22 protein-coding genes are annotated in these 23635 nt (G+C 69.0%); 7 read left to right on the forward strand and 15 right to left on the reverse strand.

Features of this window, described 5'->3' with window-relative positions; all coding sequences use genetic code 11:
• Nucleotides 1-816: 816 nt before the first annotated feature.
• Both gltB and A5700_RS16130 read left to right on the forward strand, forming a co-directional pair.
• Nucleotides 817-5400, forward strand: a complete 4584-nt coding sequence (gltB, locus tag A5700_RS16125; RefSeq protein ID WP_068072381.1) for a glutamate synthase large subunit — start codon at nt 817-819, stop codon at nt 5398-5400.
• Nucleotides 5393-6859 (forward strand): glutamate synthase subunit beta, encoded by a 1467-nt coding sequence (locus A5700_RS16130; protein ID WP_068072379.1) that lies wholly within the window; start codon nt 5393-5395, stop codon nt 6857-6859. Before gltB ends, A5700_RS16130 begins: the two co-directional genes overlap by 8 nt.
• Nucleotides 6860-7231: 372 nt before the next feature.
• On the opposite strand, the gene A5700_RS16135 is transcribed toward A5700_RS16130, so the two are convergent.
• A complete protein-coding gene (locus A5700_RS16135; RefSeq protein WP_068072377.1) occupies nt 7232-8083 on the reverse strand; it encodes an LLM class F420-dependent oxidoreductase in 852 nt (283 codons plus the stop codon).
• Between the two features lie 51 nt (nt 8084-8134).
• On the opposite strand from A5700_RS16135, the gene A5700_RS16140 reads away from it, so the two are divergent.
• Together A5700_RS16140 and A5700_RS16145 are read left to right on the forward strand one after the other, a co-directional pair.
• Nucleotides 8135-8566 carry a hypothetical protein gene (locus A5700_RS16140; protein WP_068072375.1) on the forward strand — a complete coding sequence of 144 codons (432 nt, stop codon included), beginning with the start codon at nt 8135-8137 and terminating at the stop codon, nt 8564-8566.
• A gap of 21 nt (nt 8567-8587) precedes the next feature.
• On the forward strand, nt 8588-9592 hold the full coding sequence (locus A5700_RS16145) for a PHP domain-containing protein (RefSeq protein WP_068072372.1): 1005 nt from the start codon (nt 8588-8590) through the stop codon (nt 9590-9592).
• Nucleotides 9593-9596: 4 nt separating this feature from the next.
• Here A5700_RS16145 and A5700_RS16150 read toward each other — a convergent pair whose 3' ends face one another.
• From A5700_RS16150 to A5700_RS16160, 3 genes are all read right to left on the reverse strand, one after another.
• On the reverse strand, nt 9597-10355 hold the full coding sequence (locus A5700_RS16150) for a YoaK family protein (RefSeq protein WP_068072369.1): 759 nt from the start codon (nt 10353-10355) through the stop codon (nt 9597-9599).
• Nucleotides 10356-10513: 158 nt separating this feature from the next.
• Complete coding sequence (gene dinB, locus A5700_RS16155; RefSeq protein ID WP_068072366.1) at nt 10514-11707, reverse strand: DNA polymerase IV; 1194 nt, start codon at nt 11705-11707, stop codon at nt 10514-10516.
• Nucleotides 11708-11747: 40 nt separating this feature from the next.
• The gene (locus tag A5700_RS16160; protein WP_068072390.1) at nt 11748-12386 is read right to left on the reverse strand and encodes a TetR/AcrR family transcriptional regulator; all 639 of its coding nucleotides are present in this window, start codon (nt 12384-12386) and stop codon (nt 11748-11750) included.
• Nucleotides 12387-12482: 96 nt separating this feature from the next.
• Between A5700_RS16160 and A5700_RS16165 the strand changes: the two genes are divergently transcribed.
• The gene (locus A5700_RS16165) at nt 12483-13952 is read left to right on the forward strand and encodes an NAD(P)/FAD-dependent oxidoreductase (RefSeq protein ID WP_068072363.1); all 1470 of its coding nucleotides are present in this window, start codon (nt 12483-12485) and stop codon (nt 13950-13952) included.
• A 3-nt stretch (nt 13953-13955) separates the two neighbouring features.
• Here the strand turns inward: A5700_RS16165 and rraA are convergent, their stop codons facing one another.
• The 10 genes from rraA to A5700_RS26620 form a co-directional block, all read right to left on the reverse strand.
• Nucleotides 13956-14429, reverse strand: coding sequence for a ribonuclease E activity regulator RraA (gene rraA / locus A5700_RS16170; protein WP_068072361.1), 474 nt, complete (start codon nt 14427-14429; stop codon nt 13956-13958).
• A gap of 29 nt (nt 14430-14458) precedes the next feature.
• Nucleotides 14459-14932 (reverse strand): nucleoid-structuring protein H-NS, encoded by a 474-nt coding sequence (locus tag A5700_RS16175; protein ID WP_068072358.1) that lies wholly within the window; start codon nt 14930-14932, stop codon nt 14459-14461.
• Nucleotides 14933-15039: 107 nt separating this feature from the next.
• The gene (locus A5700_RS16180; protein ID WP_068072355.1) at nt 15040-15540 is read right to left on the reverse strand and encodes a copper resistance CopC family protein; all 501 of its coding nucleotides are present in this window, start codon (nt 15538-15540) and stop codon (nt 15040-15042) included.
• Entirely contained in the window at nt 15537-16205 is a 669-nt protein-coding gene (locus tag A5700_RS16185) for a YcnI family protein (RefSeq protein ID WP_068072352.1), read from the reverse strand. The genes A5700_RS16180 and A5700_RS16185 overlap by 4 nt, the downstream gene beginning before the upstream one ends.
• Nucleotides 16206-16209: 4 nt before the next feature.
• Complete coding sequence (locus A5700_RS16190) at nt 16210-16866, reverse strand: DUF6474 family protein (protein WP_068204843.1); 657 nt, start codon at nt 16864-16866, stop codon at nt 16210-16212.
• Nucleotides 16867-17019: 153 nt separating this feature from the next.
• Nucleotides 17020-17418, reverse strand: coding sequence for a secretion protein EspR (locus tag A5700_RS16195; protein WP_068072345.1), 399 nt, complete (start codon nt 17416-17418; stop codon nt 17020-17022).
• A 371-nt stretch (nt 17419-17789) separates the two neighbouring features.
• Nucleotides 17790-18530 (reverse strand): TMEM165/GDT1 family protein, encoded by a 741-nt coding sequence (locus A5700_RS16200; RefSeq protein ID WP_068072342.1) that lies wholly within the window; start codon nt 18528-18530, stop codon nt 17790-17792.
• Nucleotides 18531-18780: 250 nt separating this feature from the next.
• A complete protein-coding gene (locus tag A5700_RS16205) occupies nt 18781-19314 on the reverse strand; it encodes a peptidase (protein WP_068072339.1) in 534 nt (177 codons plus the stop codon).
• Between the two features lie 176 nt (nt 19315-19490).
• The gene (locus A5700_RS16210; protein WP_068072336.1) at nt 19491-20114 is read right to left on the reverse strand and encodes a superoxide dismutase; all 624 of its coding nucleotides are present in this window, start codon (nt 20112-20114) and stop codon (nt 19491-19493) included.
• Nucleotides 20115-20276: 162 nt separating this feature from the next.
• Nucleotides 20277-20432 (reverse strand): hypothetical protein, encoded by a 156-nt coding sequence (locus tag A5700_RS26620; protein WP_197502895.1) that lies wholly within the window; start codon nt 20430-20432, stop codon nt 20277-20279.
• A 427-nt stretch (nt 20433-20859) separates the two neighbouring features.
• Between A5700_RS26620 and A5700_RS16215 the strand changes: the two genes are divergently transcribed.
• Together A5700_RS16215 and A5700_RS16220 are read left to right on the forward strand one after the other, a co-directional pair.
• Nucleotides 20860-21915, forward strand: coding sequence for a DUF4328 domain-containing protein (locus tag A5700_RS16215; RefSeq protein WP_068204845.1), 1056 nt, complete (start codon nt 20860-20862; stop codon nt 21913-21915).
• A 4-nt stretch (nt 21916-21919) separates the two neighbouring features.
• Nucleotides 21920-22744, forward strand: coding sequence for a glycerophosphodiester phosphodiesterase (locus tag A5700_RS16220; protein WP_068072333.1), 825 nt, complete (start codon nt 21920-21922; stop codon nt 22742-22744).
• On the opposite strand, the gene A5700_RS16225 is transcribed toward A5700_RS16220, so the two are convergent.
• Nucleotides 22745-23635 (reverse strand): LCP family protein (locus tag A5700_RS16225; protein WP_231991418.1); only part of this gene is annotated, 891 nt, incomplete at its 5' end.

Here is a 23635-nt window from a genome sequence, read left to right on the forward strand (position 1 = left end):
CCTGTACGTGCTCGGTGGCGAGCCGGCCACCGGCCCGCGGCGGGGCCGGCCACTGTGCGGAGGGGGGCGCCACGGGCTCCCGGGGGGTCAAGCCGGGCGGTCGCGGCGCCGGGGCGGCGGGCCGGTCGGGCTGCAGACGGTCCCGCAGGAATTCGTCGCGCTCGTTCATGGGCTCCTCGAGTGCCGGTCGATGGATCCTCGCGCTCACTGTCGGTCGCGACACACTCGCCACGTGATGAGCGCCACGGTCTGACGTCCGCCGCCGGAGGTGGACCGTTACTCCTCCAGTATCGGCCACGCGGCGCGGTGCGCCACGCTGCAAACTTAGCCTGTGCTGACCAGGGCGGCAGCGCGGTACCGCCGGTTGCGCGCTGAGCACGCGCGGATATCAGTTCAGCAACACCGTGCCCGACGTCGCCGGCCCCGCCAGCAAACTCCCGCGCCGGGACGGGGCGCGCGCGCCCGCCGCGGGGCCCAGCCCTGTTGTGGGGAATTTAACGACACCGAAACACCGCGCCTGCGGGTTTGGCGAACGGCGGCCTCAGCGAAATTTACGCACCTGCCGCGTGGCGGCTAGACTTATCGAAGTTGGCATGTCAGGCGGGTATTGTCATATCGTTTTACGACTTGTCGAGACCGGTTCCAGGCCACCGTTCAGAGCTGCACGGACGCATCCCCAGCGGGATCAATTCCGCCTGGAGCACAGCCCCTCGAGACAAGGCCGAAGGGATCACGCCCGCAACCTCGGGGGTGCTGGCTCGTCGGAGCTGCTGCTAACGGCCGCGTGAAACGTTCCAGGTGAAGGGTCAGGTGCATATGACGCCCAAGCGCGTCGGGCTATACAACCCCGCGTTCGAGCACGACGCGTGCGGGGTCGCCATGGTCGTCGATATGCACGGCCGTCGTACCCGCGAAATCGTGGACCAGGCCATCACCGCGCTGCTGAACCTCGAGCACCGCGGCGCCCAGGGCGCCGAGCCGCGCAGCGGCGACGGCGCGGGCATCCTGATCCAGGTACCCGACGCCTTCCTGCGTGAGGTCGTCGAGTTCGAGCTGCCGCCGCCCGGCAGCTACGCCACCGGGATCGCGTTCCTGCCGCAGTCTTCCCGCGACGCCGCGGCCGCCTGTGCCTCGGTGGAAAAGATCGCCGAGTCCGAGGGCCTCACGGTGCTCGGCTGGCGCAACGTGCCGACCGACGACTCGTCGCTGGGCGCGCTGTCCCGTGACGCGATGCCCACGTTCCGGCAGGTGTTCATGGCCGGCGCCTCGGGCATGACACTGGAGCGCCGCGCCTACGTGGTGCGCAAGCGCGCCGAGCACGAACTCGGCACCAAGGGGCCGGGCCAGGACGGCCCCGGCCGCGAAACCGTCTATTTCCCAAGCCTTTCCGGTCAGACGTTCGTCTATAAGGGCATGTTGACCACCCCGCAGCTCAAGGCGTTCTACCTCGACCTGCAGGACAGCCGGCTGACCAGCGCCCTGGGCATCGTGCATTCGCGGTTCTCCACCAACACCTTTCCGTCGTGGCCGCTGGCCCACCCGTTCCGGCGCATCGCGCACAACGGGGAGATCAACACCGTCACCGGCAACGAGAACTGGATGCGCGCCCGCGAGGCGCTGATCAAGACCGAGGTGTTCGGCTCGGAGTCCGACGTGGAGAAGCTGTTCCCGATCTGCACGCCGGGGGCCTCCGACACCGCCCGCTTCGACGAGGTGCTCGAGCTGCTGCACCTGGGTGGGCGCAGCCTGCCGCACGCCGTGCTGATGATGATTCCCGAGGCCTGGGAGCGCAACGAGTCGATGGACCCGGCGCGGCGGGCGTTCTACCGGTACCACGCATCCCTGATGGAGCCATGGGACGGCCCGGCGTCGATGACGTTCACCGACGGCACCATCGTCGGCGCGGTGCTGGACCGTAACGGCCTGCGCCCCTCCCGGATCTGGGTCACCGAGGACGGTCTGGTGGTGATGGCCTCCGAGGCCGGCGTCCTGGACCTCGACCCGGCCAAGGTGGTGCGCCGGATGCGGTTGCAGCCCGGCCGCATGTTCTTAGTCGACACCGAGCAGGGCCGCATCGTCTCCGACGAGGAGATCAAGGCCGAGTTGGCCGCCGAGCACCCGTATCAGGAGTGGCTCGACCAGGGGCTGGTAGCGCTCGAGGATCTGCCGCAGGGCAACTACAAGCGGATGCCGCACGACCGGCTTGTCCAGCGCCAGTTGACCTTCGGCTACACCTACGAGGAACTGAACCTGTTGGTGGCACCCATGGTGCGCGCCGGTGCAGAACCGATCGGCTCGATGGGCACCGACACCCCGGTCGCGGTGCTGTCCCAACGCCCGCGGATGCTCTACGACTACTTCCAGCAGCTCTTCGCGCAGGTGACCAACCCGCCGCTGGACGCCATCCGGGAGGAGGTGGTGACCAGCTTGCAGGGCACCACCGGTGGCGAGCGCGACCTGCTCACCCCGGACGAGAACTCGTGCCACCAGATCGCGCTGAGCCAGCCGATCCTGCGTAACCGCGAGCTGGCCAAGCTGATCAACCTCGACCCGAACGACGAGGTCAACGGGCGGCCACATGGCATGCGCTCCAAGGTGATTCACTGTCTGTACCCGGTCGCCGAGGGCGGCGCCGGGCTCGCGGTGGCACTCGACGATGTGCGTGCGCAGGCGTCGGCCGCGATCGCCGACGGCGCCCGGGTCATCATCTTGTCCGACCGCGAATCCGACGAGAAGCTGGCGCCGATACCGTCGCTGCTCGCCGTCGCCGGGGTGCACCACCACCTGGTGCGCGAGCGGACCCGCACCCACGTGGGCCTGGTCGTCGAATCCGGCGACGCCCGCGAGGTGCACCACATGGCGATGCTGGTGGGCTGCGGTGCCGCCGCGGTGAACCCGTACCTGGCCTTCGAGTCGATCGAGGACATGCTCGACCGCGGCGTGATCGACGGCATCGACCGTGACAAGGCGCTGACCAACTACGTCAAGGCCGCCGGCAAGGGCGTGCTCAAAGTTATGTCCAAGATGGGCATCTCGACGCTGGCGTCCTACACCGGCGCCCAGCTGTTCCAGGCCGTCGGCGTGTCCGAGGACGTGCTCGACGAGTACTTCACCGGGCTGGCGTGCCCGACCGGCGGGATCACGCTGGAAGACATCGCCGCCGACGTGGCCACGCGGCACAACCTGGCGAACCTCGACCGGCCCGACGAGCGCGCGCACCGCGAGCTCGAGGTGGGCGGGGACTACCAGTGGCGCCGCGAGGGTGAGTACCACCTGTTCAACCCGGAGACGGTGTTCCGGCTGCAGCACTCCACCCGCACCGGCCAGTACAAGATCTTCAAGGAGTACACCCGCCTGGTCGACGACCAGAGCGAGCGGATGGCGTCGCTGCGCGGACTGCTGAAATTCCGTGCCGGAGTGCGGCCCCCGGTGCCGCTGGACGAGGTCGAGCCGGCCAGCGAGATCGTCAAGCGGTTCTCCACCGGGGCGATGAGCTACGGCTCGATCTCCGCCGAGGCGCACGAGACGCTCGCGATCGCGATGAACCGCCTGGGCGGTCGCTCCAACAGCGGCGAGGGCGGCGAGGACGTCAAGCGATTCGACCGCGACCCCAACGGTGACTGGCGGCGCAGCGCGATCAAGCAGGTCGCCTCGGCGCGGTTCGGCGTCACCTCGCACTACCTGACGAACTGCACCGACATCCAGATCAAGATGGCCCAGGGCGCCAAACCCGGTGAGGGCGGCCAACTTCCGGGCCACAAGGTGTACCCGTGGGTGGCCGAGGTCCGACACTCGACGCCGGGTGTCGGGCTGATCTCGCCGCCGCCGCACCACGACATCTACTCCATCGAGGACCTGGCGCAGCTGATTCACGACCTGAAGAACGCCAACCCGGCGGCGCGGGTCCACGTCAAGCTGGTCTCCGAGAACGGTGTCGGCACCGTGGCGGCCGGCGTCTCCAAGGCGCACGCCGACGTCGTGCTCATCTCCGGTCACGACGGCGGCACCGGTGCCACGCCGCTGACGTCGATGAAGCACGCCGGCGCGCCGTGGGAGCTGGGCCTGGCCGAGACGCAACAGACGTTGCTGCTCAACGGGTTACGCGACCGGATCGTGGTCCAGGTCGACGGTCAGCTCAAGACCGGGCGGGACGTCATGATCGGGGCGCTGCTGGGCGCCGAGGAGTTCGGGTTCGCCACCGCCCCCCTGGTGGTCGCGGGCTGCATCATGATGCGGGTGTGCCACCTGGACACCTGCCCGGTGGGTGTGGCGACGCAAAACCCGCTGCTGCGCGAGCGGTTCTCCGGCAAGCCGGAATTCGTCGAGAACTTCTTCATGTTCATCGCCGAGGAAGTTCGGGAGTACATGGCGCAGTTGGGCTTCCGCACGTTCAACGAGGCCGTCGGCCAGGTGGGTGCGCTGGACACCACGCTGGCGCGGGCGCACTGGAAGGCGCACAAGCTGGACCTGACGCCGGTGCTGCACGAGCCGGAATCGGCGTTCATGAACCAGGACCTGTACTGCAGCTCACGCCAGGACCACGGGCTGGACAAGGCGCTGGACCAGCAGTTGATCGTGATGAGCCGCGAGGCGTTGGACTCCGGCAAGCCGGTGCGGTTCTCCACCACCATCAGCAACGTGAACCGCACGGTGGGCACCATGCTCGGCCATGAGCTGACGAAAGCCTATGGCGGACAGGGCTTGCCGGACGGCACCATCGACATCACGTTCGACGGCTCCGCGGGCAACAGCTTCGGCGCCTTCGTGCCCAAGGGCATCACCTTGCGGGTGTACGGAGACGCCAACGACTACATCGGCAAGGGCCTGTCCGGCGGCCGAATCGTGGTGCGGCCGTCCGACAACGCACCGGCCGACTACGTGGCCGAGGACAACATCATCGGCGGCAACGTCATCCTGTTCGGCGCCACCACCGGCGAGGTCTTCCTGCGCGGTGTGGTCGGCGAGCGGTTCGCGGTTCGCAACTCGGGCGCCCACGCAGTGGTCGAGGGCGTCGGGGACCACGGGTGCGAATACATGACCGGTGGACGGGTGGTCATCCTCGGCAGCACCGGTCGCAACTTTGCGGCGGGCATGTCCGGCGGCGTCGCCTACGTCTACGATCCCGACGAGGAGTTACCCGACAACTTGAACACCGAGATGGTGGAGCTCGAGTCCATCGACTCCGACGACGCAGATTTCCTGCACGGCATCATCCAGGCGCACGTCGACGCCACCGATTCCGCGGTGGGGCAACGCATCCTGGCCGACTGGCGCAACGAGCAGCGGCATTTCGCCAAGGTGATGCCCAAGGACTACAAGAAGGTGCTGGCCGCCATCGCGCAGGCCGAGCGCGACGGCGTGGATGTGGACAAGGCGATCATGGCGGCGGCTCATGGCTGACCCGACTGGTTTCCTGAAGTACACGCACCGGGAACTGCCCAAGCGGCGGCCCGTGCCGTTGCGGTTGAAGGACTGGAACGAGGTCTACCAGGAATTCGACGACGAGATCCTGCGCGAGCAGGCCACGCGCTGCATGGACTGTGGTATTCCGTTCTGCCACAACGGGTGTCCGCTGGGCAACCTGATTCCGGAGTGGAACGACCTGGTGCGCAGGGGGCGTTGGCGCGAGGCGATCGACCGGTTGCACGCGACCAACAACTTCCCGGACTTCACCGGCCGGCTGTGCCCGGCGCCCTGCGAACCGGCCTGCGTGCTGGGCATCAATCAGGACCCGGTGACGATCAAGCAGATCGAGCTGGAGATCATCGACCACGCCTTCGACGAGGGCTTCGTGCAGCCGCTGCCGCCGACCAAGCTGACCGGGAAGACGGTGGCCGTGGTGGGTTCGGGCCCGGCCGGTCTGGCCGCCGCCCAGCAGCTGACCCGGGCGGGGCACACCGTCACCGTGCTCGAGCGGGCCGACCGCATCGGGGGGTTGCTGCGCTACGGCATCCCGGAATTCAAGATGGAAAAGCGCGTCTTGAATCGACGGCTGGACCAGATGAGCGCCGAGGGAACGGAATTCCGCGCGGGCGTCAACGTCGGCGTGGACATCACGGCCGAGGAGCTGCGCCGCGACTTCGACGCGGTGGTGCTGGCCGGCGGCGCCACCGCAGGGCGTGACCTGCCCGTCCCCGGGCGCGACCTCGACGGCATCCACCAGGCGATGGAGTACCTGCCGTGGGGCAACCGGGTGCAGGAGGGCGACGACGTCCTGGGCGAGGACGGCGAGCCGCCGATCACCGCCAAGGGCAAGAAGGTCATCATCATCGGCGGCGGTGACACCGGGGCCGACTGCCTGGGCACCGCGCACCGTCAAGGTGCCGCCAGCGTGCACCAGTTCGAGATAATGCCGCGCCCGCCGGAGGCCCGCGCCGAATCCACCCCGTGGCCGACCTACCCGCTGATGTACCGGGTGTCGTCGGCGCACGAGGAGGGTGGCGAGCGGGTGTTCTCGGTGAACACCGAGGAGTTCCTCGGCGAGGACGGGCACGTGACGGGGCTCAAGGCGCACGAGGTCACCATGCGCGACGGCAAGTTCGAGAAAGTCGAGGGCTCGGACTTCCAGCTCGACGCCGATTTGGTGCTGCTGGCCATGGGATTCGTGGGCCCCGAGCGGGAGGGCCTGCTGACCGACCTCGGCGTCAAGCTCACCGAACGCGGCAACGTCGCCCGAGGGGCCGATTTCGACACCTCGGTGCCCGGCGTGTTCGTTGCCGGGGACATGGGCCGCGGGCAGTCCCTGATCGTCTGGGCGATCGCCGAGGGCAGGGCCGCCGCGGCGGCCGTGGACCGGTATCTGATGGGGTCGACGGCGTTGCCCGCCCCCGTCAAGCCGACCGCCGTGCCGCTTCAGTAGTCACATTAGTCACAGCAGAAACACGCGGAAAAGCGTCCGGCGCGTCTCCCAACGTTTGCCAGAACCTGTTGTCTAATAGGTGTCTGTGGGCCCCATCACACGGGCGTCGTATGGGAGTCCCGGCTGAACGAACCGATCGCAGGAGTGATCACTGTGCACATCAACCCAGTACCTCGATCGCGGATGGGGCGAATTGCCTGGTCCTGGCTGCGCCACCCGGTGAAGAGCCGCGAGTTCCCCGCCAGACACGAACGCCTGGTCACCGCCGCGGATCTCCTGTCCTTCGGTGCGTAACCGCCGGGCCCGCGCCACACAGGCGGGCCCGACGGTTTGCTCGGCGGGACGAAGAGGGGAGCGCCGGCCCAGAGAGCGTCAGCCGGTGAGCAATCCCGAATCGCGGATGGCTTCCGCGAGCGGTTCCAGCACCGCGGGGTCGTGCGGCGGGGGCAGGTAGACGATGCCCAGGTCCAGGCCCTCGGCGGCCAGGCCCGCCGCGTCGGCGATCACCTTGCCGTAGTCGAGGTCCGGCTCCAGCCGCAGGTGCGCCGACAGGGTGATCTCTTGGGGATCGCGGCCGATGTCCGCGCAGTGCGCAGCCAAGACGTCGCGCTTGTGGGCGAAGACGTCGGGCGTGCCGCCGACGAAATTCCAGTGCTGGGCGTAGCGCGCGGTGATCCGCAGGGTGCGCTTCTCCCCGTTGCCACCGATGCAGATCGGTGGGTGGGGCCGCTGCGGCCCCTTCGGCTCGTTGCGCGCGCCCTTGAGCTGATAGAAGGCGCCGTCGAAGTCGGTGGTCTCCTCGCTGAGCAGGCTGGTCAGCACGGCGCAGGCCTCCTCGAACCGGTCGAAGCGTTCCTTGATGCTGCCCAGTTCGATGCCGTAAGCGCCCGACTCCTCCTCGTTCCAGCCCGCGCCGATGCCGAGCTCGAGGCGCCCGTTGGAGATGATGTCGAGGGCCGCGGCCATGTTGGCCAGCACTGCGGGGTGGCGGTAGTGGATGCCCGTCACCAAGGTGCCCAGCCGCAGGCGCTTGGTGGCCTGCGCCAGCGCGGTCAGGGTGGTCCAGCCCTCGAGGCAAGGGCCGCTGCTGTCGGCGAAGATCGGGTAGAAGTGGTCGAACGTCCACCCGGATTCGAAGACGTCCATGTCGTCGGCGGCCTGCCAGACAGCCAGCATGTCGGCCCAGGTGGTGTTCTGTGGTGAGGTTTTGAACGCGAATCGCATAAAAACGACGTTAGTCGCTCTTTATGAAGCGCAACTAAACTCAGCCGCACGATGACTGGCTCGCTCGGACTCGACACCAAACTGACCCTGTTGGCGGCCGGCCTGATCTTCCTGCTGGCCCTGCTGCTGGGGGTCTGGAAATACCGGCAGATGATGGTCTCCGACGATCACCGCGCGCATCCTTACGTCGACATCGCGCACCGCGCGGCGCTGCTCTACTCCTTCGCGACCCTGTTGCTCGCGGTCTTCGTAGAGCTCAGCGCGTGGGCCGCGTGGGTCAATCTGGCCGCCGCCGGCGTGGTGGTGTTCTTCTTCGTCGCGGCGATCCTCAGCTACGTCGCCCACGGGGCCCGCCGCGACACCGTCAACCAATTCGACGGTGCAGATCGGTCCCTCGCGGTCGCGATGGCGCTGCTGATCGCCGGCGAAGTCGGCGGCTTCGGCGTGCTGTTGTGCGGCTTCGTCGCCGGGCAGCTGCTGTAGCAGGCCGGGCACACTGGGGACATGGATCCGGTAGCAGCCCTGCGGCAGATCGCCTACTTCAAGGATCGGAGCCGCCAGGACCCTCGGCGCGTCATGGCGTACCGCAAGGCCGCGGACGTCGTGGCGGCCCTCGACGACGCGGCGCGGGAGCGGCACGGCCAGGCCAACAGCTGGCAGTCGCTGCCGGGCATCGGACCCAAGACCGCCAAGGTGATCGATCAGGCGTGGTCGGGCCGTGAACCGGACCTGTTAGTCGAATTGCGCTCGGCCGCTGAGGATCTCGGCGGCGGTGAGATCCGGTCCGCGCTGCGCGGTGACCTGCATCTGCACTCCAACTGGTCGGACGGCTCCGCGCCGATCGAGGAGATGATGGCCACCGCCGTCGCGCTGGGCCACGAGTATTGCGCGTTGACCGATCACTCGCCGCGGTTGACGATCGCCAACGGCCTGTCCCCGGAGCGGCTGCGCCAGCAGCTGGACGTGATCGACGGACTGCGCGAGCAGTTCGCCCCGCTGCGCATCCTCACCGGCATCGAGGTGGACATCCTTGATGACGGCAGCCTGGACCAGGAGCCCGAGCTTCTGGAACGCCTCGACGTGGTGGTGGCCAGCGTGCACTCCAAGCTGTCGATGGACGCCGCGGCGATGACCCGGCGGATGGTACGGGCCGTCTCCGATCCGCACGCCGACGTGCTCGGGCACTGCACCGGGCGGCTGGTCTCGGGCAATCGCGGCATCCGGCCCGAATCCAGCTTCGACGCCGAGGCCGTGTTCGCGGCGTGCCGCGATCATGGCACCGCGGTGGAGATCAACTCGCGGCCCGAGCGGCGCGACCCGCCCACCCGGCTGCTGAACCTGGCCCTGGAGATGGGCTGCCTGTTCAGCATCGACACCGACGCCCACGCACCGGGCCAGCTGGACTTCCTCGGCTACGGCGCGCAGCGCGCGCTGGACGCGGGAGTTCCGGTGGACCGGATCGTCAACACCTGGCCGCAGCGCAAGCTGCTGGAATGGGCCGGGAGCTGACGGCTCAGACGCTCACCGGTTCCCGGACCTCGGCGGAGGTGTCGTCGCTGTTGGCGCGGCTGTGCAGCACGTTGGCCGCGGCCACCAGCGCGCACGTCGCCGCCGGGATGAGCAGCGAGTAGCCGCCGAAGCGGGCGCCGAACACGATCCCGGCGATGCCGCCGCCGAGGAACAGCAGCAGCGTGGTCACGAGTATCGCCGCCTTCCACTTCTGGATGCCGTCCTGCCAGCTGCGCCCGAGCATCAGACCGAGGTCGGTGACGGTCCCGGTGAAGTGCGTGGTGCGGATCGCCATCCCGCGGAAGCTGGACGTCATGCCGTTTTGCAGGCCGAGGGCCATGGCGGCGAACATCGCCTGCACGGCGGTCTCCTCGACCCCAAGCGAGATGATCTGCGCCTTGACGAACGTCTCCTCGACACCGGCCGCGGCCAGCACGAGAAGCGCCGCCTCGGTGAACAACACGACGGCATGGCGGGGGCCGGCCAGCGCCTCGGTGGGCGCCAACACCACCCCGGCCATCGTCGCTCCCGCCAGGAACCCGAACAGGATGGCGGCCAGCACGTGGCCTTCGTACAGCCACGGATTGGCCGTGTTCATGCCCAGCTGAGTGGTGATCGCGGTGAGATTGCCGACCGGCAACGCCAGGATCAGCAACGCCACCGCGTTGACGAAGCCAGCCGAGAGCGCGAGTATCGCGCTGTATCCGAGGAGGAGGCCTTCGCGAGGCGGGCCGCTGGTGCGCGCTGTGTCTGACGACGGCATCGTTCAGTTACTCACTTTCGAGGTGGGGTTTCCGCGAGCCTACAGCCGATACGCATCCGCGCGCCCGTCGAGAGCCGCTCCTCAAATGAAGCTCATATCCTCCAAATGTCATGTGGGAGAAACGAATTCGTTACCAACCACGCCCAGCGAACGCCGGATCAGTCGGGGAGATATGGCACCTCTATACCCGAATCCCGGCCGATCAACACCGCCGGCGTCAGCGCGGACTTACCGAAGCGTTGCCGCACCCGGTCGACGGCCGCATCCACCACCGGCGAATCCGAGGCGAGCGGCAGCATCAGCTGCTCGGCGCCGCCCCGGTCGATGTTGGACACCGCGAAGCCGACCAGGGTGAGGCCTCGCTGCGCGATCAGCGGCGCCGCCGCCGCGACCAGTTGCCGGGCAGCGGCCAGGATCGGCGCCGTCGACGACGTCGCCCGCGGCAGCGTGCGCGACCGGGTGACGCGGCTGAAGTCGGCGAACCGCAGGCGCAGCACCACCGTGCGGCCGGTGCGCCCGGCCGTGCGCATGCGACCGGTGATGCGGTCGACCAGCCCGACGACCACGGCGTCGACCTCCGCGGCCGACATCCCGCTGCCCGCCCTGCCCAGCGCTCGCTGGGCGCCCACGGACCGGCGGCGGATCCCGGTGGTCACCCTGCGGCGGTCGATGTTGCGCGACAGCGCGTAGAGCTGGCGACCCATCGCCGCACCGGCCAGCGAGGCAAGCGCCGACTCGCTGAGCTCGGCGACGTCGGCGACGGTCACGATGCCGTGCGCCTGCAGCTTGGCGGCCGTCACCGCGCCGACGCCCCACAGCCGGCGCACCGGCAGCGGTCGCAGGAACTCCAGCTCGCGGTCCGGCGGAACCAGCAGCAGCCCGTCGGGCTTGGCCTCCTGGCTGGCCACCTTGGCCAGGAATTTCGTGCGCGCGACGCCGACCGTGATCGGCAAGCCGACGCGCTCCCGGACGTCGGCCCGCAAGCGGGCCGCGATGGCGACCGGGCTGCCCGAGAGCCGGCGCAATCCACCGACGTCGAGGAACGCCTCGTCCACCGAAAGCGCCTCCACCAGCGGCGTCGTGTCGCGGAACACCTCGAAGACGGCGCCGCTGGCGCGCGAGTAGGCCTGCATGCGGGGCGGCACCACGACGGCGTGCGGGCACAGCCGCCGCGCCTGGGCGCCGCCCATGGCCGTGCGCACGCCGTAGGCCTTGGCCTCGTAGCTGGCCGCCAGCACCACCCCACCGCCGACGATCACGGGCAGGCCGCGCAGCGTCGGGTCGTCGCGCTGTTCGACCGACGCATAGAACGAGTCCAGGTCCGCGTGCAGGATGGACGCCTCGCAGTCCACGAACGTATGTTCGCATGGCGGGCCGACAACGGTCGGGTGGTCAGGCGCCCTCGCCGTAAATGCTGCTCACCCAGATGTGCACCAGGGTGTCCAGCAGCTGCTCGTCGCGCACCGATGGCGTCGCGTCGGCGAACGCGGCGAGCATCACCTTTTCATTGAGCAGGTTCAGCGCCGCGGACAGATCATGGGCCGGCAGGGTCACCGGGGCCGCGCCGCGGGCGCGCTCGGCTTCGATGACCGTGGTGCTGTGGTCCACCCACTTCTGCATGAACCGCGACCACAACTCGCCGACCTCGGAATTGGTGCGCGCCGCATCGGCGGCCAGCGAAACCGCCCGATGGGTCCCGAACGTCTCGACGAAGACGTTGATACCGGTGCGCCACAACGCTTTCAGGTCGGCGGGTGGGTTGGCGACCATGGTCTCCAGCGCCGAATCGGCCTCGATGACCACGCGTTCGAACAAGGTGAGCAGCACGGCGTCTTTGGACGGGAAGTAGAAGTAGAAGGTAGGGCGGGACAACCCGGCACCCTTGGCCAGGTCGTCGACCGAAATGTCGGCGAGCGGACGTTCGGTCAGCAGCCGCTCGGCGGTGCTCAAAATCGCCAGTTCCCGGTCGTCGCCGGACGGGCGCGCCGAACGCCGGCCGCGGGGGGTGCGTGCAGAGCCGACGGCAGTCACGGCCGCTAGTTTACACAGCGTCGAGAAATTCGACAGCGTGTTCAATAGTTCAACAAGGTGTTGACCGACTCGACACGGCGTTGATAACGTAGCCGCATGACTGAGCACCTCGACGTCGTCATCGTCGGCGCTGGCATCTCGGGCGTTAGCGCCGCCTGGCACCTCCAACAGCGCTGCCCATCCAAGAGCTACGCGATCTTGGAGCGTCGCGACGACCTGGGCGGAACGTGGGACCTGTTCAAATACCCGGGGATCCGATCCGACTCGGACATGTTCACCCTCGGGTTCCGGTTCAAGCCGTGGCGCTCGGCGAAGTCCATCGCCGACGGCGCGTCGATCAAGGCCTACATCAAGGAGGCCGCCGTGGAGAACGGGATCGAGCAGCACATCCGCTACGGGCATCGGGTGGTCGCCGCCGACTGGTCCGACGCGGACAATCAGTGGACCGTCACGGTGGAAAGCGGTGGGCAGCAACGCGACATCACCGCCTCCTTCGTGTTCGCCTGCACCGGTTACTACAACTACGACGAGGGCTTCTCGCCGACGTTCGCCGGATCGGACGACTTCGAGGGAACCATCGTGCACCCGCAACACTGGCCGCAAGATCTGGATTACTCGGGCAAGAAGATCATCGTCATCGGATCGGGTGCCACCGCCATCACTTTGATTCCCGCACTGGTCAATTCGGGATCCGGCCACGTCACCATGCTGCAGCGGTCGCCGACATACATCGGCTCGCTGCCGGGCGTGGATCCGTTCGCGGAACGGACCAACCGCCTGTTGCCCGACCGGCTCGCCCACGTAGCGAATCGGTGGAAAGCCATCGCGTTCAGCACCTTCCAGTACCAGCTGTCCCGCAAGGCGCCGGCTTACATGCGCAAGACGTTGATGACGATGGCGCAGCGGCGCCTGCCGCAGGGCTACGACGTCGAGAAGCACTTCGGGCCCAGCTACAACGTCTGGGACCAGCGGCTGTGCCTGGCCCCGGACGGCGACTTCTTCCGCGCCATCCGCCACGGCAAGGCCGACGTGGTCACCGACACCATCGAGCGGTTCACCAAGACCGGCATCAAGCTGACCTCCGGTGAAGAGCTGCAGGCCGACATCATCGTCACCGCAACGGGATTGAACATGCAGCTGCTGGGTGGGCTGACGCCGACCCGCAACGGCGAGCCCTTCGACCTGCCGTCGCTGATGACCTACAAGGGCTGCATGTTCTCCGACGTGCCGAACTTCGCCATCACCTTCGGCTACACCAACGCGTCGTGGACGTTGAAAGCCGACCTGGTGTCGGAGTACGTCTGCCGGCTCCTGAACTACATGGACGCGAAGGGCTTCGACATCGTGGAGCCGCAGCGGCCGGGCGAGGACGTCGACGAGCTGCCGTTCATGGACTTCAACCCCGGCTATTTCCAGCGCTCGATGCACATCCTGCCCAAGTCGGGGTCGCGGGCCCCGTGGCGGCTCAAGCAGAATTACTTCTTCGACATGCGCACCATCCGGCGCGGCAAGATCGACGACGAGGGCCTGCGATTCAGCAAGAAGCCGGCGAAAGTCGCGGCTTAGCGGCTAGACGACGACGATGCCGTCGTCGTCGCTGTAGGCGATCTCGCCGGGCGCGAACGTGATTCCGCCGAGGGTGATGTCGACGTCGCGGTCACCGGCGCCCGTCTTGGTGCTCTTGCGCGGATTCGTGCCGAGCGCCTTGATGCCGATCTGGAGGCCGCGCAGGGTGGCGGCGTCGCGCACCGCGCCGTTGACGATCAGCCCGGCCCAGCCGTTGGACCGGGCCAGCTCCGCGATCACGTCGCCGACCAGCGCCGTGTGCAGCGAGCCGGCCCCGTCGATCACCAGCACGCCGCCGTTGCCCGGCTCGGAGAGCACCGACTTCAGCAGGGCGTTGTCCTGGAAACAGCGCACGGTGCTGATCGGGCCGGCGAATTCGGCGCGGCCGCCGAATTGGCGAAACTGAACGTCACACGAGCGGACGTCGGACCCGATGTCGTCGACCAGATCGGCGGTCGGTTGGAAAGTGACTGTCACGCCTGACAGGTTAGACGCATGGGCGGCGCTCAGCGGCGCCGCAGTTGGCGGATCAAGAGCACGGCCAGCAGGCTCACCGCCAGCGCGACGATCCACGGCACCGGCGATTGCTGGAGCGCGGCCGCCGCGACGTCGGGGGACACCGGATTCTCGGCGGTTTCGACGGTCGACTTCGCCTGCGCCGCGGCGTCTTTGGCCGCGGCGGTGAGGTCGCCGTTAGTCTCGATTCGCTGTGGGATGCCGACGGGCTGGTCGACGGGTTGGGCGAGCGGGGGCTCGGCCTTTTTCGCCGGGGCCTTCTTGGCCGGCGCCTTCTTGGCCGGCGCCTTCTTGGCCGGCGCTTTCTTGGCGGCCGGCGCTTTCTTGGCTGGCGCCTTCTTTGTTGGCGCCTTCGCGGCCTTCTTCGCCGCCTTGGCCGGCGGCGCCTGCTCCGGCGGCGCCTGCTGCGGTGGGACCGGTGGCGCGTCGGCGTCGTTCTCGGCGGGGTCCTGCGGGTCTGCCATGCGGCCGCTCCTCGAGCATTGCTGTCGTCGTTGGTCTAGCTCACCGGGCTATTGGTCCCATCATGCCAGGACGGGGTTTGCACGCCCCGGTCACCGCTGGCGGCCGGTCAGCGCCGCCGCCGCGCCCACACGGCACCGCCGCCGACGAGGGCCACCGCGGCGGCGACGAACGGCCACACCGGCAGGCCGCGCGCGGGGCCGGCGGGGCCCGCCGCCGGGGGCCCCGGCGTTCCGGTGCCGGGCGTGCTGAGGTCGAAAGACCAGGAGCCGGACACCACGTGGCCGTCCGCCGAGGTCACGCGGTAGTGGACCGTGTAGGTGCCCGCCGGCCCCAGGGGCCGCAGCGCCACGCTGACCACGGCGCCCTGCACGGCGGCGTCGCCGCTGGACCACAGGTTGGCGTCGGGCCCGACCACGGTCATGGCGGCAAAGGTGGTCTGCAGGCGTTCGTTGAAGGTGGCGCTGACGCGCGGCGGGCCGCTGGCCAGCGACGCCCGGTCCGCCGGGTCCGTGGCCACCCGGGCGGCGTGCGCGGAGGCCGCCGGTGCGGTCACGGCGGCGAGCACCAGCAGGGCGCCGACGCCCGCGGCGACCGCCAGGCGCCTCATGCCCGGCGGCGCACCAACGCGACCGCGATCCCCGCCGCGGCCAGGACCAGCGCCGCTCCGCCCAGCACGCGGGCCGTGTTGTCCGGCGCGGTCGCCGGCGCCGCCGACCCCGCCGCATCACCCCCGCCACCCGCCTGGTGGTGGTCGTGGCCGCCGGCAGGGCTCGCGCCCAGGCTCAGCGCGGGCGCCGGGTACTCGGGCTCCCCACCGCCGGGTGGCGGCTGCTGATCCCACTTCACCACCGTGCCGTCCGAGTACGTCTGGGTGGCGGGGAAGCTGACGGTGGCCGTGTCGGGCAACTTCATCGAGATCCGGAACAGCGCGAATTGGTCCACCGCGATCCCGCCGCCGGGCACCGCCGTCCAGGTCACGGAGTGCACGCCGCCGGAGGCCGCGTCGCGGTCCAGCTTGGCGGTCCATCCCGGCACGGTCTCCGTGCGCGCCGACGCGACGTCGGGCAGGGCGACGGTGAGCGCGGTCGTCGTCGCGCCGGTGTTCGATTCGTTGGGCACCTGGAAGGTCACGATGGCCGTCGCGCCGCGCACCGCGTTGTCGCTGGTGGCGTGGACGTGCGCCGACGCCACCGCGAGCTGGGTCATCGAGCCGGCAGACAGGGCGGCCACCGCCATCAGCAGTCGCGGGATCGTGCGCCGGGGCAACGGCATGGCCTCAGCCCAGCCCGAGGCGGGCCATCAAGTCAGCCTCGATGCCGTCGAGCTGCGCCGCGATCGCGGCGTGCGCGGCGCGGCGGCGCCCGGCCGGCATGTTCTCGGCGGCGGTGACCGCCGCCGACAGGTCGGCGAGGCGATCGGTGATGGCGGTGACGAATTGCTTGGTCTCGGCGTCGCGGGGCTTCCTGTCCTGCACCGACCGCAGGGACTTCTCCGCGCCGGCGATCCGGGCGGACAGTTCGGCGCCGTGACCGGAGAACTGCCCGATCTGGGCCAGCGGGATGCCGAGCTGGTCCGCGCGTCGCTGGTCGACCAGCGCGCGCGCCGAGACGGCGGCCCGGTAGATGATCGGCGTGAGGACCGGCGCGAGCAGGCGGGACACCGTCAGGACTCGGCGAATCCGCGTCGGCGAAAAGAGCTTGCCTTCCCGGACCGCCTTGAGTTCCGCCTCCGCGACCTTCAACGCGTTGCGGTCGCTATCCCGTTGCGCCCGGATCTGGGCGCGCAGCGCCTTCTCCTCCGCCCGGTGCGCGGTCTTGAAGCGGCGAATCTCGTTCTTGGCGGCCAGTTTGGCTTCGAGCTTGGCGCGGGCCTTGATGGCGCGGGCTTCAGCCCGGCGCGTCGCGCGGCTCTTTCGCTTGCGGAACAGGCCCATTGCCGGCCGCCTCCCGGTCTCTCGTCGACTGTCGCTCTCGCGCGTGCGCGATCCGTCAGCCAACCCTAATCGGGATGGGCGGATGCGCGTTCGCCAGGGCGGGGCGGCGAGCCGGTGCGGGCCGCCACGACGTGTGGGCTATTCGAGGCCGGGCTAGGCGTCCAGGTGCTCGACGCGGCGCAACTCGTTCACCCGCTGCATCACCTCGTGCTGTGCCTCCGGGGACAGCTCGGCGGTGCGCAGGGCGATGCGGCGCACACCCTCGTCGCGCATGGTGGCCAGCCACGACAGCTCTTTGTCGAGCTTTTCGTAGTACTCGTCGTCGGTGAAATACGCCGGCTTGATCCGGAAGAAGTTGGCGAGCGCGGCCATGGTGGTCGACGACGGATTGGTCCGGTTGCCCGACCGTAGCTGAGACAGGTAGGGCGCCGACATGGTGACGCCCTCGGCCTTGAGTGCAGCGATCACTTCCGCGGAGGTATGCGGGCCCCGGCCCGGGGGATAGACCGTCTCGAACAAGCGGTTCAGGCGAGCAGCGAACGTCGTGCTCATTATTGGCACCTCCACTGAGCTTAAGAAGTGAACTATTACCTATGTGTATTTGCTGATCATGGTAGCGAGGGTTTGTGATCGTAACCAGGTGCAAACCCTTAGGCTTTGACTATCGACGTAGCTGGCGAACGCCAACAGTGCACTTGACGAGCGTCTAACTGATTCGCTGGAGTGTCCACCAACTCCACGAAACTCACAGGTTATCCGCAGAATTCGGTAACCGGAGGGAAGTGGCGGGCCCGGGCCGCGACGGACCGGCAGGCGGCGGGACGGGCCCCGCTGTGCGATCGCACCGCAACGAGAACGGCATCCGGGCTACGCCGACAACCGCTTTGCTGCTGCCCCGGAAATCGTGCGGGAAACGAACGGGGTCAGTCCGGCGGCGGCCGACGTCCGGGATGGTCCGAGCGGAGCTCACCGGTGTCCTCGCCCGACGGCCCGGTCCCGGCCGCAGCTAAACGCCTGCGGCGTCGCCTGGCGGGTGCCCCGGCCGCGACCGCGGTAGCTGCCACGACCGCGACGGTCGCCACGACCGCGGCCCACGGCCGGCCCAGCGCGGTGTCGAAAAGTATCCAGATTCCGAAGACGAGAAAGAGCAGACTGGCCGCGGCGTGCAGCAGCCGCTCCGGGAGGCGCCGGTGCAGCAGCGATCCGACCCCGATCGCCAACCCGTCGGCCAACACCATGCCCACGGTCGAGCCGATCCACACGCCGGTCCAGTCGTGATCGCTGGCCAGCGTGACCGTCGCCAACGCGGTCTTGTCGCTGAGCTCGGCGAGCACGAACGAACCCACCACCGTCAGGATCGCGAATCGCGGTTCGCCGGACGTCGCGACGTCCTCGTCGTCGCTGCCCTCCCGCCACGCCCATACCGCGAAGGCGAAGAAGGCGATCGCCGACGCGAACGCCATCGGCCGCGCCGGCAGAGTGGCGCCCAGGAAATGGCCGATCGTCACCGAGGCGCCGTGGACGGCGAACGCGGCAACGGCCACCCCCGCGAGCACCACCCACCACCGATAGCGCAGGGCGTACGTCATGGTGATCAATTGCGACCGGTCGCCCAGTTCGGCGACGAAGACGACGCCCAGGGTCAACAGCGCGGCGGCGAGCATAGGGAGGCCTTTCGACGCGTCGTCGACGACGAGGTCATCGAACTCCGGTCGAAGGTCTCGCCCACCGAATACGAATCCGGTTCGCCGGCCGGGCGTTGCGCCAGTGTGTCGACTCGACGATTAGGGGCTACTCCCCTTCGCTAACGGTTCAAGGCTAATAGGGCTTTTCGGCGTGCGCCAGCATGGCGGCGGAGTTCGGGCGGCCGTAATTGTGCGATTCGCGGGCCGAAATGCCCGCGGGGGAAATGCGTTAAGCGGCAAGCAGCATTGCAAGAATGGCCGTGTCGGGGTGACTGATCGGGTCGACGCCGACCCGGCTCACCATCGAGGTGATGGTGCCGTCGGCCTCGGCCTCCACCCAGGCGGCGCGGTGCTCGAGACCCAAGTAGGGCAGGCCGGGCAGCAGCACGCATCCCGACGCCGCGCCGGTGCATTCGGGCAGGGACGGCGTGGTTTCCGAGGGCGGGTGCAGCATGAGCAACGCGGGGGGCTGGTGGTCGGCGAAATAGCCTGGCTGGATTGCTGATTCACCGAAGACCGTGCCCTCAGCCAGGACCAGGCCGACCGTTCCGGGTTCGGGTTCGTCGGGCAACTCTTCCCGGACGCCGAATACCGTTGTCGTGGAAAGCAATCCGGGCAGCGACGCCACGCGGACCGCAACCATGAGCAATTGGGCCCATTCTTTTGTCGAATCGGGCCACCGCCCGGATATTACGAACCCTTTCAGGGCACCACGAGAATGGAAGGGGGAAACGCCTATCGGTCGTTCCGAGCCAGTTTCCATTTCGAACCTCCGCGCGCCGCGTCCGCTTCGAATAACCACTCTGTAGCTCGAATGATTAAGCATGCCTGCGGTTTAGGCAGGGTGCAACCCGACACGGCGGAAGTTATGTGACGGTGCGCCGACAAACGACGGGGGCGCCGCGCAGTGCGCGACGCCCCCACCGATCGAAAGAGGTCTCAGCCGAAAATCAGTCCTTGAGCCTTCGACGTCGCGGCCGTGTACCGCTTCTCGACGTCCGCCCAGTTCACCACGTTCCAGAAGGCCTTGACGTAGTCCGCCTTGACGTTCTTGTACTGCAGGTAGAAGGCGTGCTCCCACATGTCCACCTGGAGCAGCGGGATGATGCCCAGCGGGACGTTGGCCTGCTGGTCGTAGAGCTGGAAGGTCAGCAGTTTGCCGCCGAGGGTGTCATAACCCAGGACCGCCCAACCCGACCCCTGCAGGCCGTTGGCCGCGGCGCTGAACTGCGCCCGGAACCGGTCGAACGAGCCGAACGCGTCGTCGATCGCCGCGCCCAGGTCACCGGTCGGCTTGTCCCCGCCGTTCGGCGACAGGTTCTTCCACCAGATCGAGTGGTTGACGTGACCGCCGAGGTGGAAAGCCAGGTTCTTTTCGTTCAAGAAGATCGCAGCGTGGTCCTCGTTGGCGCGTGCCTCTTCGAGCTTGGCGAGAGCGTCGTTCACACCTTTGACGTAGGTGGCGTGGTGCTTGGTGTGGTGGATCTCGTTGATCTGCCCCGAGATGTGCGGTTCCAACGCTGCGTAGTCCCAGTCCAGATCGGGCAGGGTGTATTCAGCCACGGCATTCCTTTCTTCGATTGTGTCTTGGCGCTCGCGCGCGCGGGCCTGCCACAGGGAGGCCAGCCTTCACCAACCCTGCTCCATCGCCGCTCACACCGCAAGGAAGGCGGTGGGGCGCACACGCTGGGGAGGTGGGGCGCCCGAGGCGATGGCGCTGCGCGGCTACGACAAGACGATGAGGGCGAGGACGGCGAGTAACGCCAACGCGATCAGGCCGGCGCGCAAGGCCGCGACACTGTAGCTGTGGTTCCACGCGGCTGAGCCGCAATACGACTTCGACGGGGCCGGTGACCCCGGACCGAACGACTGCGTGGCCATCTATCGCCTTCCACCCCCCAGGTCACCCCAGCAAGTGAGGTGAGTCACAAACAGTTTAGCGAACGCGATCATAACGCTTCGGCGTCGAGTTGGAAAATACTGCGCTGAACTGGGGCGGAGGCTCGGCTCGGGCTGGGTGCGGGCCGCGGTGAGCGCGGCGCCGTGCCGGGCGCCGCAGCGCCAGGCGAGTGCTTAGCCGGGCAATTCATTTCGCTCAACGACCGATTCAGGGCTGTCTATGGCACGCGTTCGACACCGGGGTGTTATCCACAGTTACACCACGGTTAGCCGGTAAAGGCTGGAGTGATGTGATTCATACCCAGCGCCGACGTGTGGATAAACCTGTGGAAACTGTGGATAGTCCCCCTCGGGCGAGTTGGTTGCCGACCTATGTCGATGAGATCCTGCGCCCCGCTAGGCTGGTCCGGTGATCCAGGTGTGCTCCCAGTGCGGCACGCGTTGGAACGTGCGCGATCGGCGCCGCGAGTGGTGCCCTCGCTGCCGGGGCGCGCTGCTGGCGCCGTCGCCGGAGGCGCCGGCGGTCGACCCGCGCTGGGGTGCGCCCGGCGCCCCCGTCGCCCCGGCCCCGCCGCGGCCGACCGCCGTGGTGGCCGGCCAACGCACGCCGCCGCGGCTGCCGCCGGGCTACCGCTGGATCGCCATGCGGCCGGGCGCCGCGCCGCGCCCGCCGCGTCGGCGCCGCCCGCTGGGCCCCACGCCGCGCTATGCGGTCATGCCGCGGTGGACCCTGGCCGACCATGTCGCACCGGCGCCCGACGTCGCCGACGCCCCCGCGCGCCGGGGCCCGTCGGCGGCCGCCGTGCGCACCACCGTCTTCGTCAGCGTCCTGACCCTGGCCGTCGCCGCGCTGGTCTACGTCGTGCGGTACGTGCTCCTGGTGATCAACCGCAACACGTTGCTCAACAATTGGGTGGCCCTCGCCGCGGACTGGCTGGGCGTGCTCGCCAGCGTGGCCGCGGCCGCCGCGGTGATCGTCGCGGGTGTCACGCTGATCCGCTGGTTGATCGCCCGGCGGGCCGCGGTGTTCGCCCACCAGGGCCTGTCCGAACAGCGCTCCGACCGGGCTCTGTGGGCGGGTTGCGCCGTTCCCCTGATCAATCTGTTGTGGGCTCCGGTCTACGTGATCGAGCTGGCGATCCTGGAGGATCACTACCCGCGGCTGCGCGCCACCATCAATCAGTGGTGGCTCGCGTGGGTCTGCAGCTACGTCGTCTCCGCGTTCGCGATCGTGACCAGCTTCGCCACCGACGCGCAGGGCATCGCCAACAACACCGTCGCGATGGTGTTCGCCTACGTCTTCGCGGCCGCGACGGTGGCCGCCGCCGGCCGGGTGTTCGAGGGATTCCAGCGCAAACCCGTGGAGCGCCCCGCGCACCGCTGGGTCGTTGTCGGCGAGGAAGGCCCCGCGACCTCGGCCGCGCCCGCCCCGGTTGAGTTGCAGGGGCAGGAACCGGCAGCATAGGGGAATGACGTGGGCCGACGAGGTGCTCGCCGGGCATCCGTATGTTGTCGCCCATCGCGGTGCATCCGCCGCGCGGCCCGAACACACGCTGGCGGCCTATGACCTCGCCCTCAAGGAGGGCGCCGACGGCGTCGAATGCGACGTGCGGCTGACCCGCGACGGCCACCTGGTCTGCGTGCACGACCGCCGGCTGGACCGGACCTCGACCGGAGCCGGCCTGGTCAGCACCATGACCCTCGCGGAGCTGAGCGAGCTCGAGTACGGCGCCTGGCACGACAGCTGGCGCGAAGACGGCACCCACGGGGACACCAGCCTGCTCACCCTGGACGCCCTGGTCTCCCTCGTCCTGGACTGGCACCGGCCGGTCAAACTGTTCATCGAGACCAAACACCCGGTCCGGTACGGCTCACTGGTGGAGACCAAGCTGCTGGCGCTGTTGCAGCGGTACGGGATCGCCGCGCCCGCCTCGGCGGACCGGTCCCGGGCGGTGGTGATGTCGTTCTCGGCGGCCGCCGTCTGGCGGGTCCGGCGCGCCGCGCCGCTGCTGCCCACGGTGTTGCTCGGCCGCACGGCGCGCTACCTGACCAGCGGTGCGGCCACCGCCGTCGGCGCCACCGCGGTCGGGCCGTCGCTGCTGACGCTCAAGGAGTCCCCGCAACTGGCGGATCGGGCGATCGCGCAGGGCCGCGCCGTTTACTGCTGGAACGTCGACGAATACGAAGACATCGACTTCTGCCGCGACGTCGGGGTCGCCTGGCTCGCCACGCACCACCCGGGGCGGACCAAGGCGTGGCTGCAGAGCGGCCGGGTCGGGGAGGCCGGCGGCTAGCTAGTTCGCCCCGTCGGCGCCGGTGGGCGGCGGCGCGTCGGCGGCCAACGCGTCGAACAGTCGGCCCGCCTCACCGCGATTCCACAGCACCACCGATCCCGCGTCGCCGTCGGCGAATTCACCGATGGGCACCGTCATGGTGCTCGTCGATCCGTGCAGCGCCCAGGCGAGCCGCGCCAGGTCCCAGACGTGATCGCCCCGGTCGACGGTCAGGGCGTCGGCGGCCGCGCGGGGCACCGTGTACCAGCGCCACGGGTTCAGCCATACCGCCGGCCTGCTCGCGTCGTGCAACAGCGCCGACACGAACTGGCGTTGGTTGACCATCCGGTCCAGGTCCGCGCGCGGGGTGTCGCGCGTCCTGACGTACCCGAGCGCCTTGCCGCCGTCGAGCCGCTGGCAACCCGCCGGCAGGTCGATGCCGGCCAGCGGGTCGACGAGCGGGGTGCTCGGGCACACGGTCACCCCGCCGAGCGCGTCCACGACGGCGGCGAACCCCCCGAAGCCGATCTCGACGTAGTGGTCGAGGCGCAGCCCCGTGGCCTGCTCCACCGTCTGCACCAGCAGCGGCGCTCCGCCCATGGCGAACGCGGCGTTGACCTTGTCCTTGCCGTGGTCGGGGATCGGCACGTAGGAGTCGCGCGGGATCGACACCATGGTCGTCGGCGTCGCCGACCCCAGGGCGGGCACGTGCACCAGCAGGATCGTGTCGGTGCGTCCGGTGCCGATGTCACCGCCGGTGGCCAGAGCCTGCTGCTGCTGAGCGTCCAGGCCCTGTCGGCTGTCGGAGCCGACGATCAACCAGTTGGTTCCGCGGCCGGGGCCGGGTCGCCCGGCGTAGTCACCGAACACCTGCTCGCGGTGCAGGCGGGTGTCCAGCCACACCGCCCCGCC

This window comes from Mycobacterium sp. E1214 (genome assembly GCF_001666755.1).
Taxonomy (GTDB): domain Bacteria; phylum Actinomycetota; class Actinomycetes; order Mycobacteriales; family Mycobacteriaceae; genus Mycobacterium.

Coding starts and splice junctions, on each gene's coding strand:
- gltB (WP_068072381.1), top strand. CDS start 817: ATGACGCCCAAGCGCGTCGGGCTATACAACCCCGCGTTCGAGCACGAC.
- A5700_RS16130 (WP_068072379.1), top strand. CDS start 5,393: ATGGCTGACCCGACTGGTTTCCTGAAGTACACGCACCGGGAACTGCCC.
- A5700_RS16135 (WP_068072377.1), bottom strand. CDS start 8,083: ATGCGATTCGCGTTCAAAACCTCACCACAGAACACCACCTGGGCCGAC.
- A5700_RS16140 (WP_068072375.1), top strand. CDS start 8,135: ATGACTGGCTCGCTCGGACTCGACACCAAACTGACCCTGTTGGCGGCC.
- A5700_RS16145 (WP_068072372.1), top strand. CDS start 8,588: ATGGATCCGGTAGCAGCCCTGCGGCAGATCGCCTACTTCAAGGATCGG.
- A5700_RS16150 (WP_068072369.1), bottom strand. CDS start 10,355: ATGCCGTCGTCAGACACAGCGCGCACCAGCGGCCCGCCTCGCGAAGGC.
- A5700_RS16165 (WP_068072363.1), top strand. CDS start 12,483: ATGACTGAGCACCTCGACGTCGTCATCGTCGGCGCTGGCATCTCGGGC.
- A5700_RS16175 (WP_068072358.1), bottom strand. CDS start 14,932: ATGGCAGACCCGCAGGACCCCGCCGAGAACGACGCCGACGCGCCACCG.
- A5700_RS16180 (WP_068072355.1), bottom strand. CDS start 15,540: ATGAGGCGCCTGGCGGTCGCCGCGGGCGTCGGCGCCCTGCTGGTGCTC.
- A5700_RS16185 (WP_068072352.1), bottom strand. CDS start 16,205: ATGCCGTTGCCCCGGCGCACGATCCCGCGACTGCTGATGGCGGTGGCC.
- A5700_RS16190 (WP_068204843.1), bottom strand. CDS start 16,866: ATGGGCCTGTTCCGCAAGCGAAAGAGCCGCGCGACGCGCCGGGCTGAA.
- A5700_RS16195 (WP_068072345.1), bottom strand. CDS start 17,418: ATGAGCACGACGTTCGCTGCTCGCCTGAACCGCTTGTTCGAGACGGTC.
- A5700_RS16200 (WP_068072342.1), bottom strand. CDS start 18,530: ATGCTCGCCGCCGCGCTGTTGACCCTGGGCGTCGTCTTCGTCGCCGAA.
- A5700_RS16205 (WP_068072339.1), bottom strand. CDS start 19,314: ATGGAAACTGGCTCGGAACGACCGATAGGCGTTTCCCCCTTCCATTCT.
- A5700_RS26620 (WP_197502895.1), bottom strand. CDS start 20,432: ATGGCCACGCAGTCGTTCGGTCCGGGGTCACCGGCCCCGTCGAAGTCG.
- A5700_RS16220 (WP_068072333.1), top strand. CDS start 21,920: ATGACGTGGGCCGACGAGGTGCTCGCCGGGCATCCGTATGTTGTCGCC.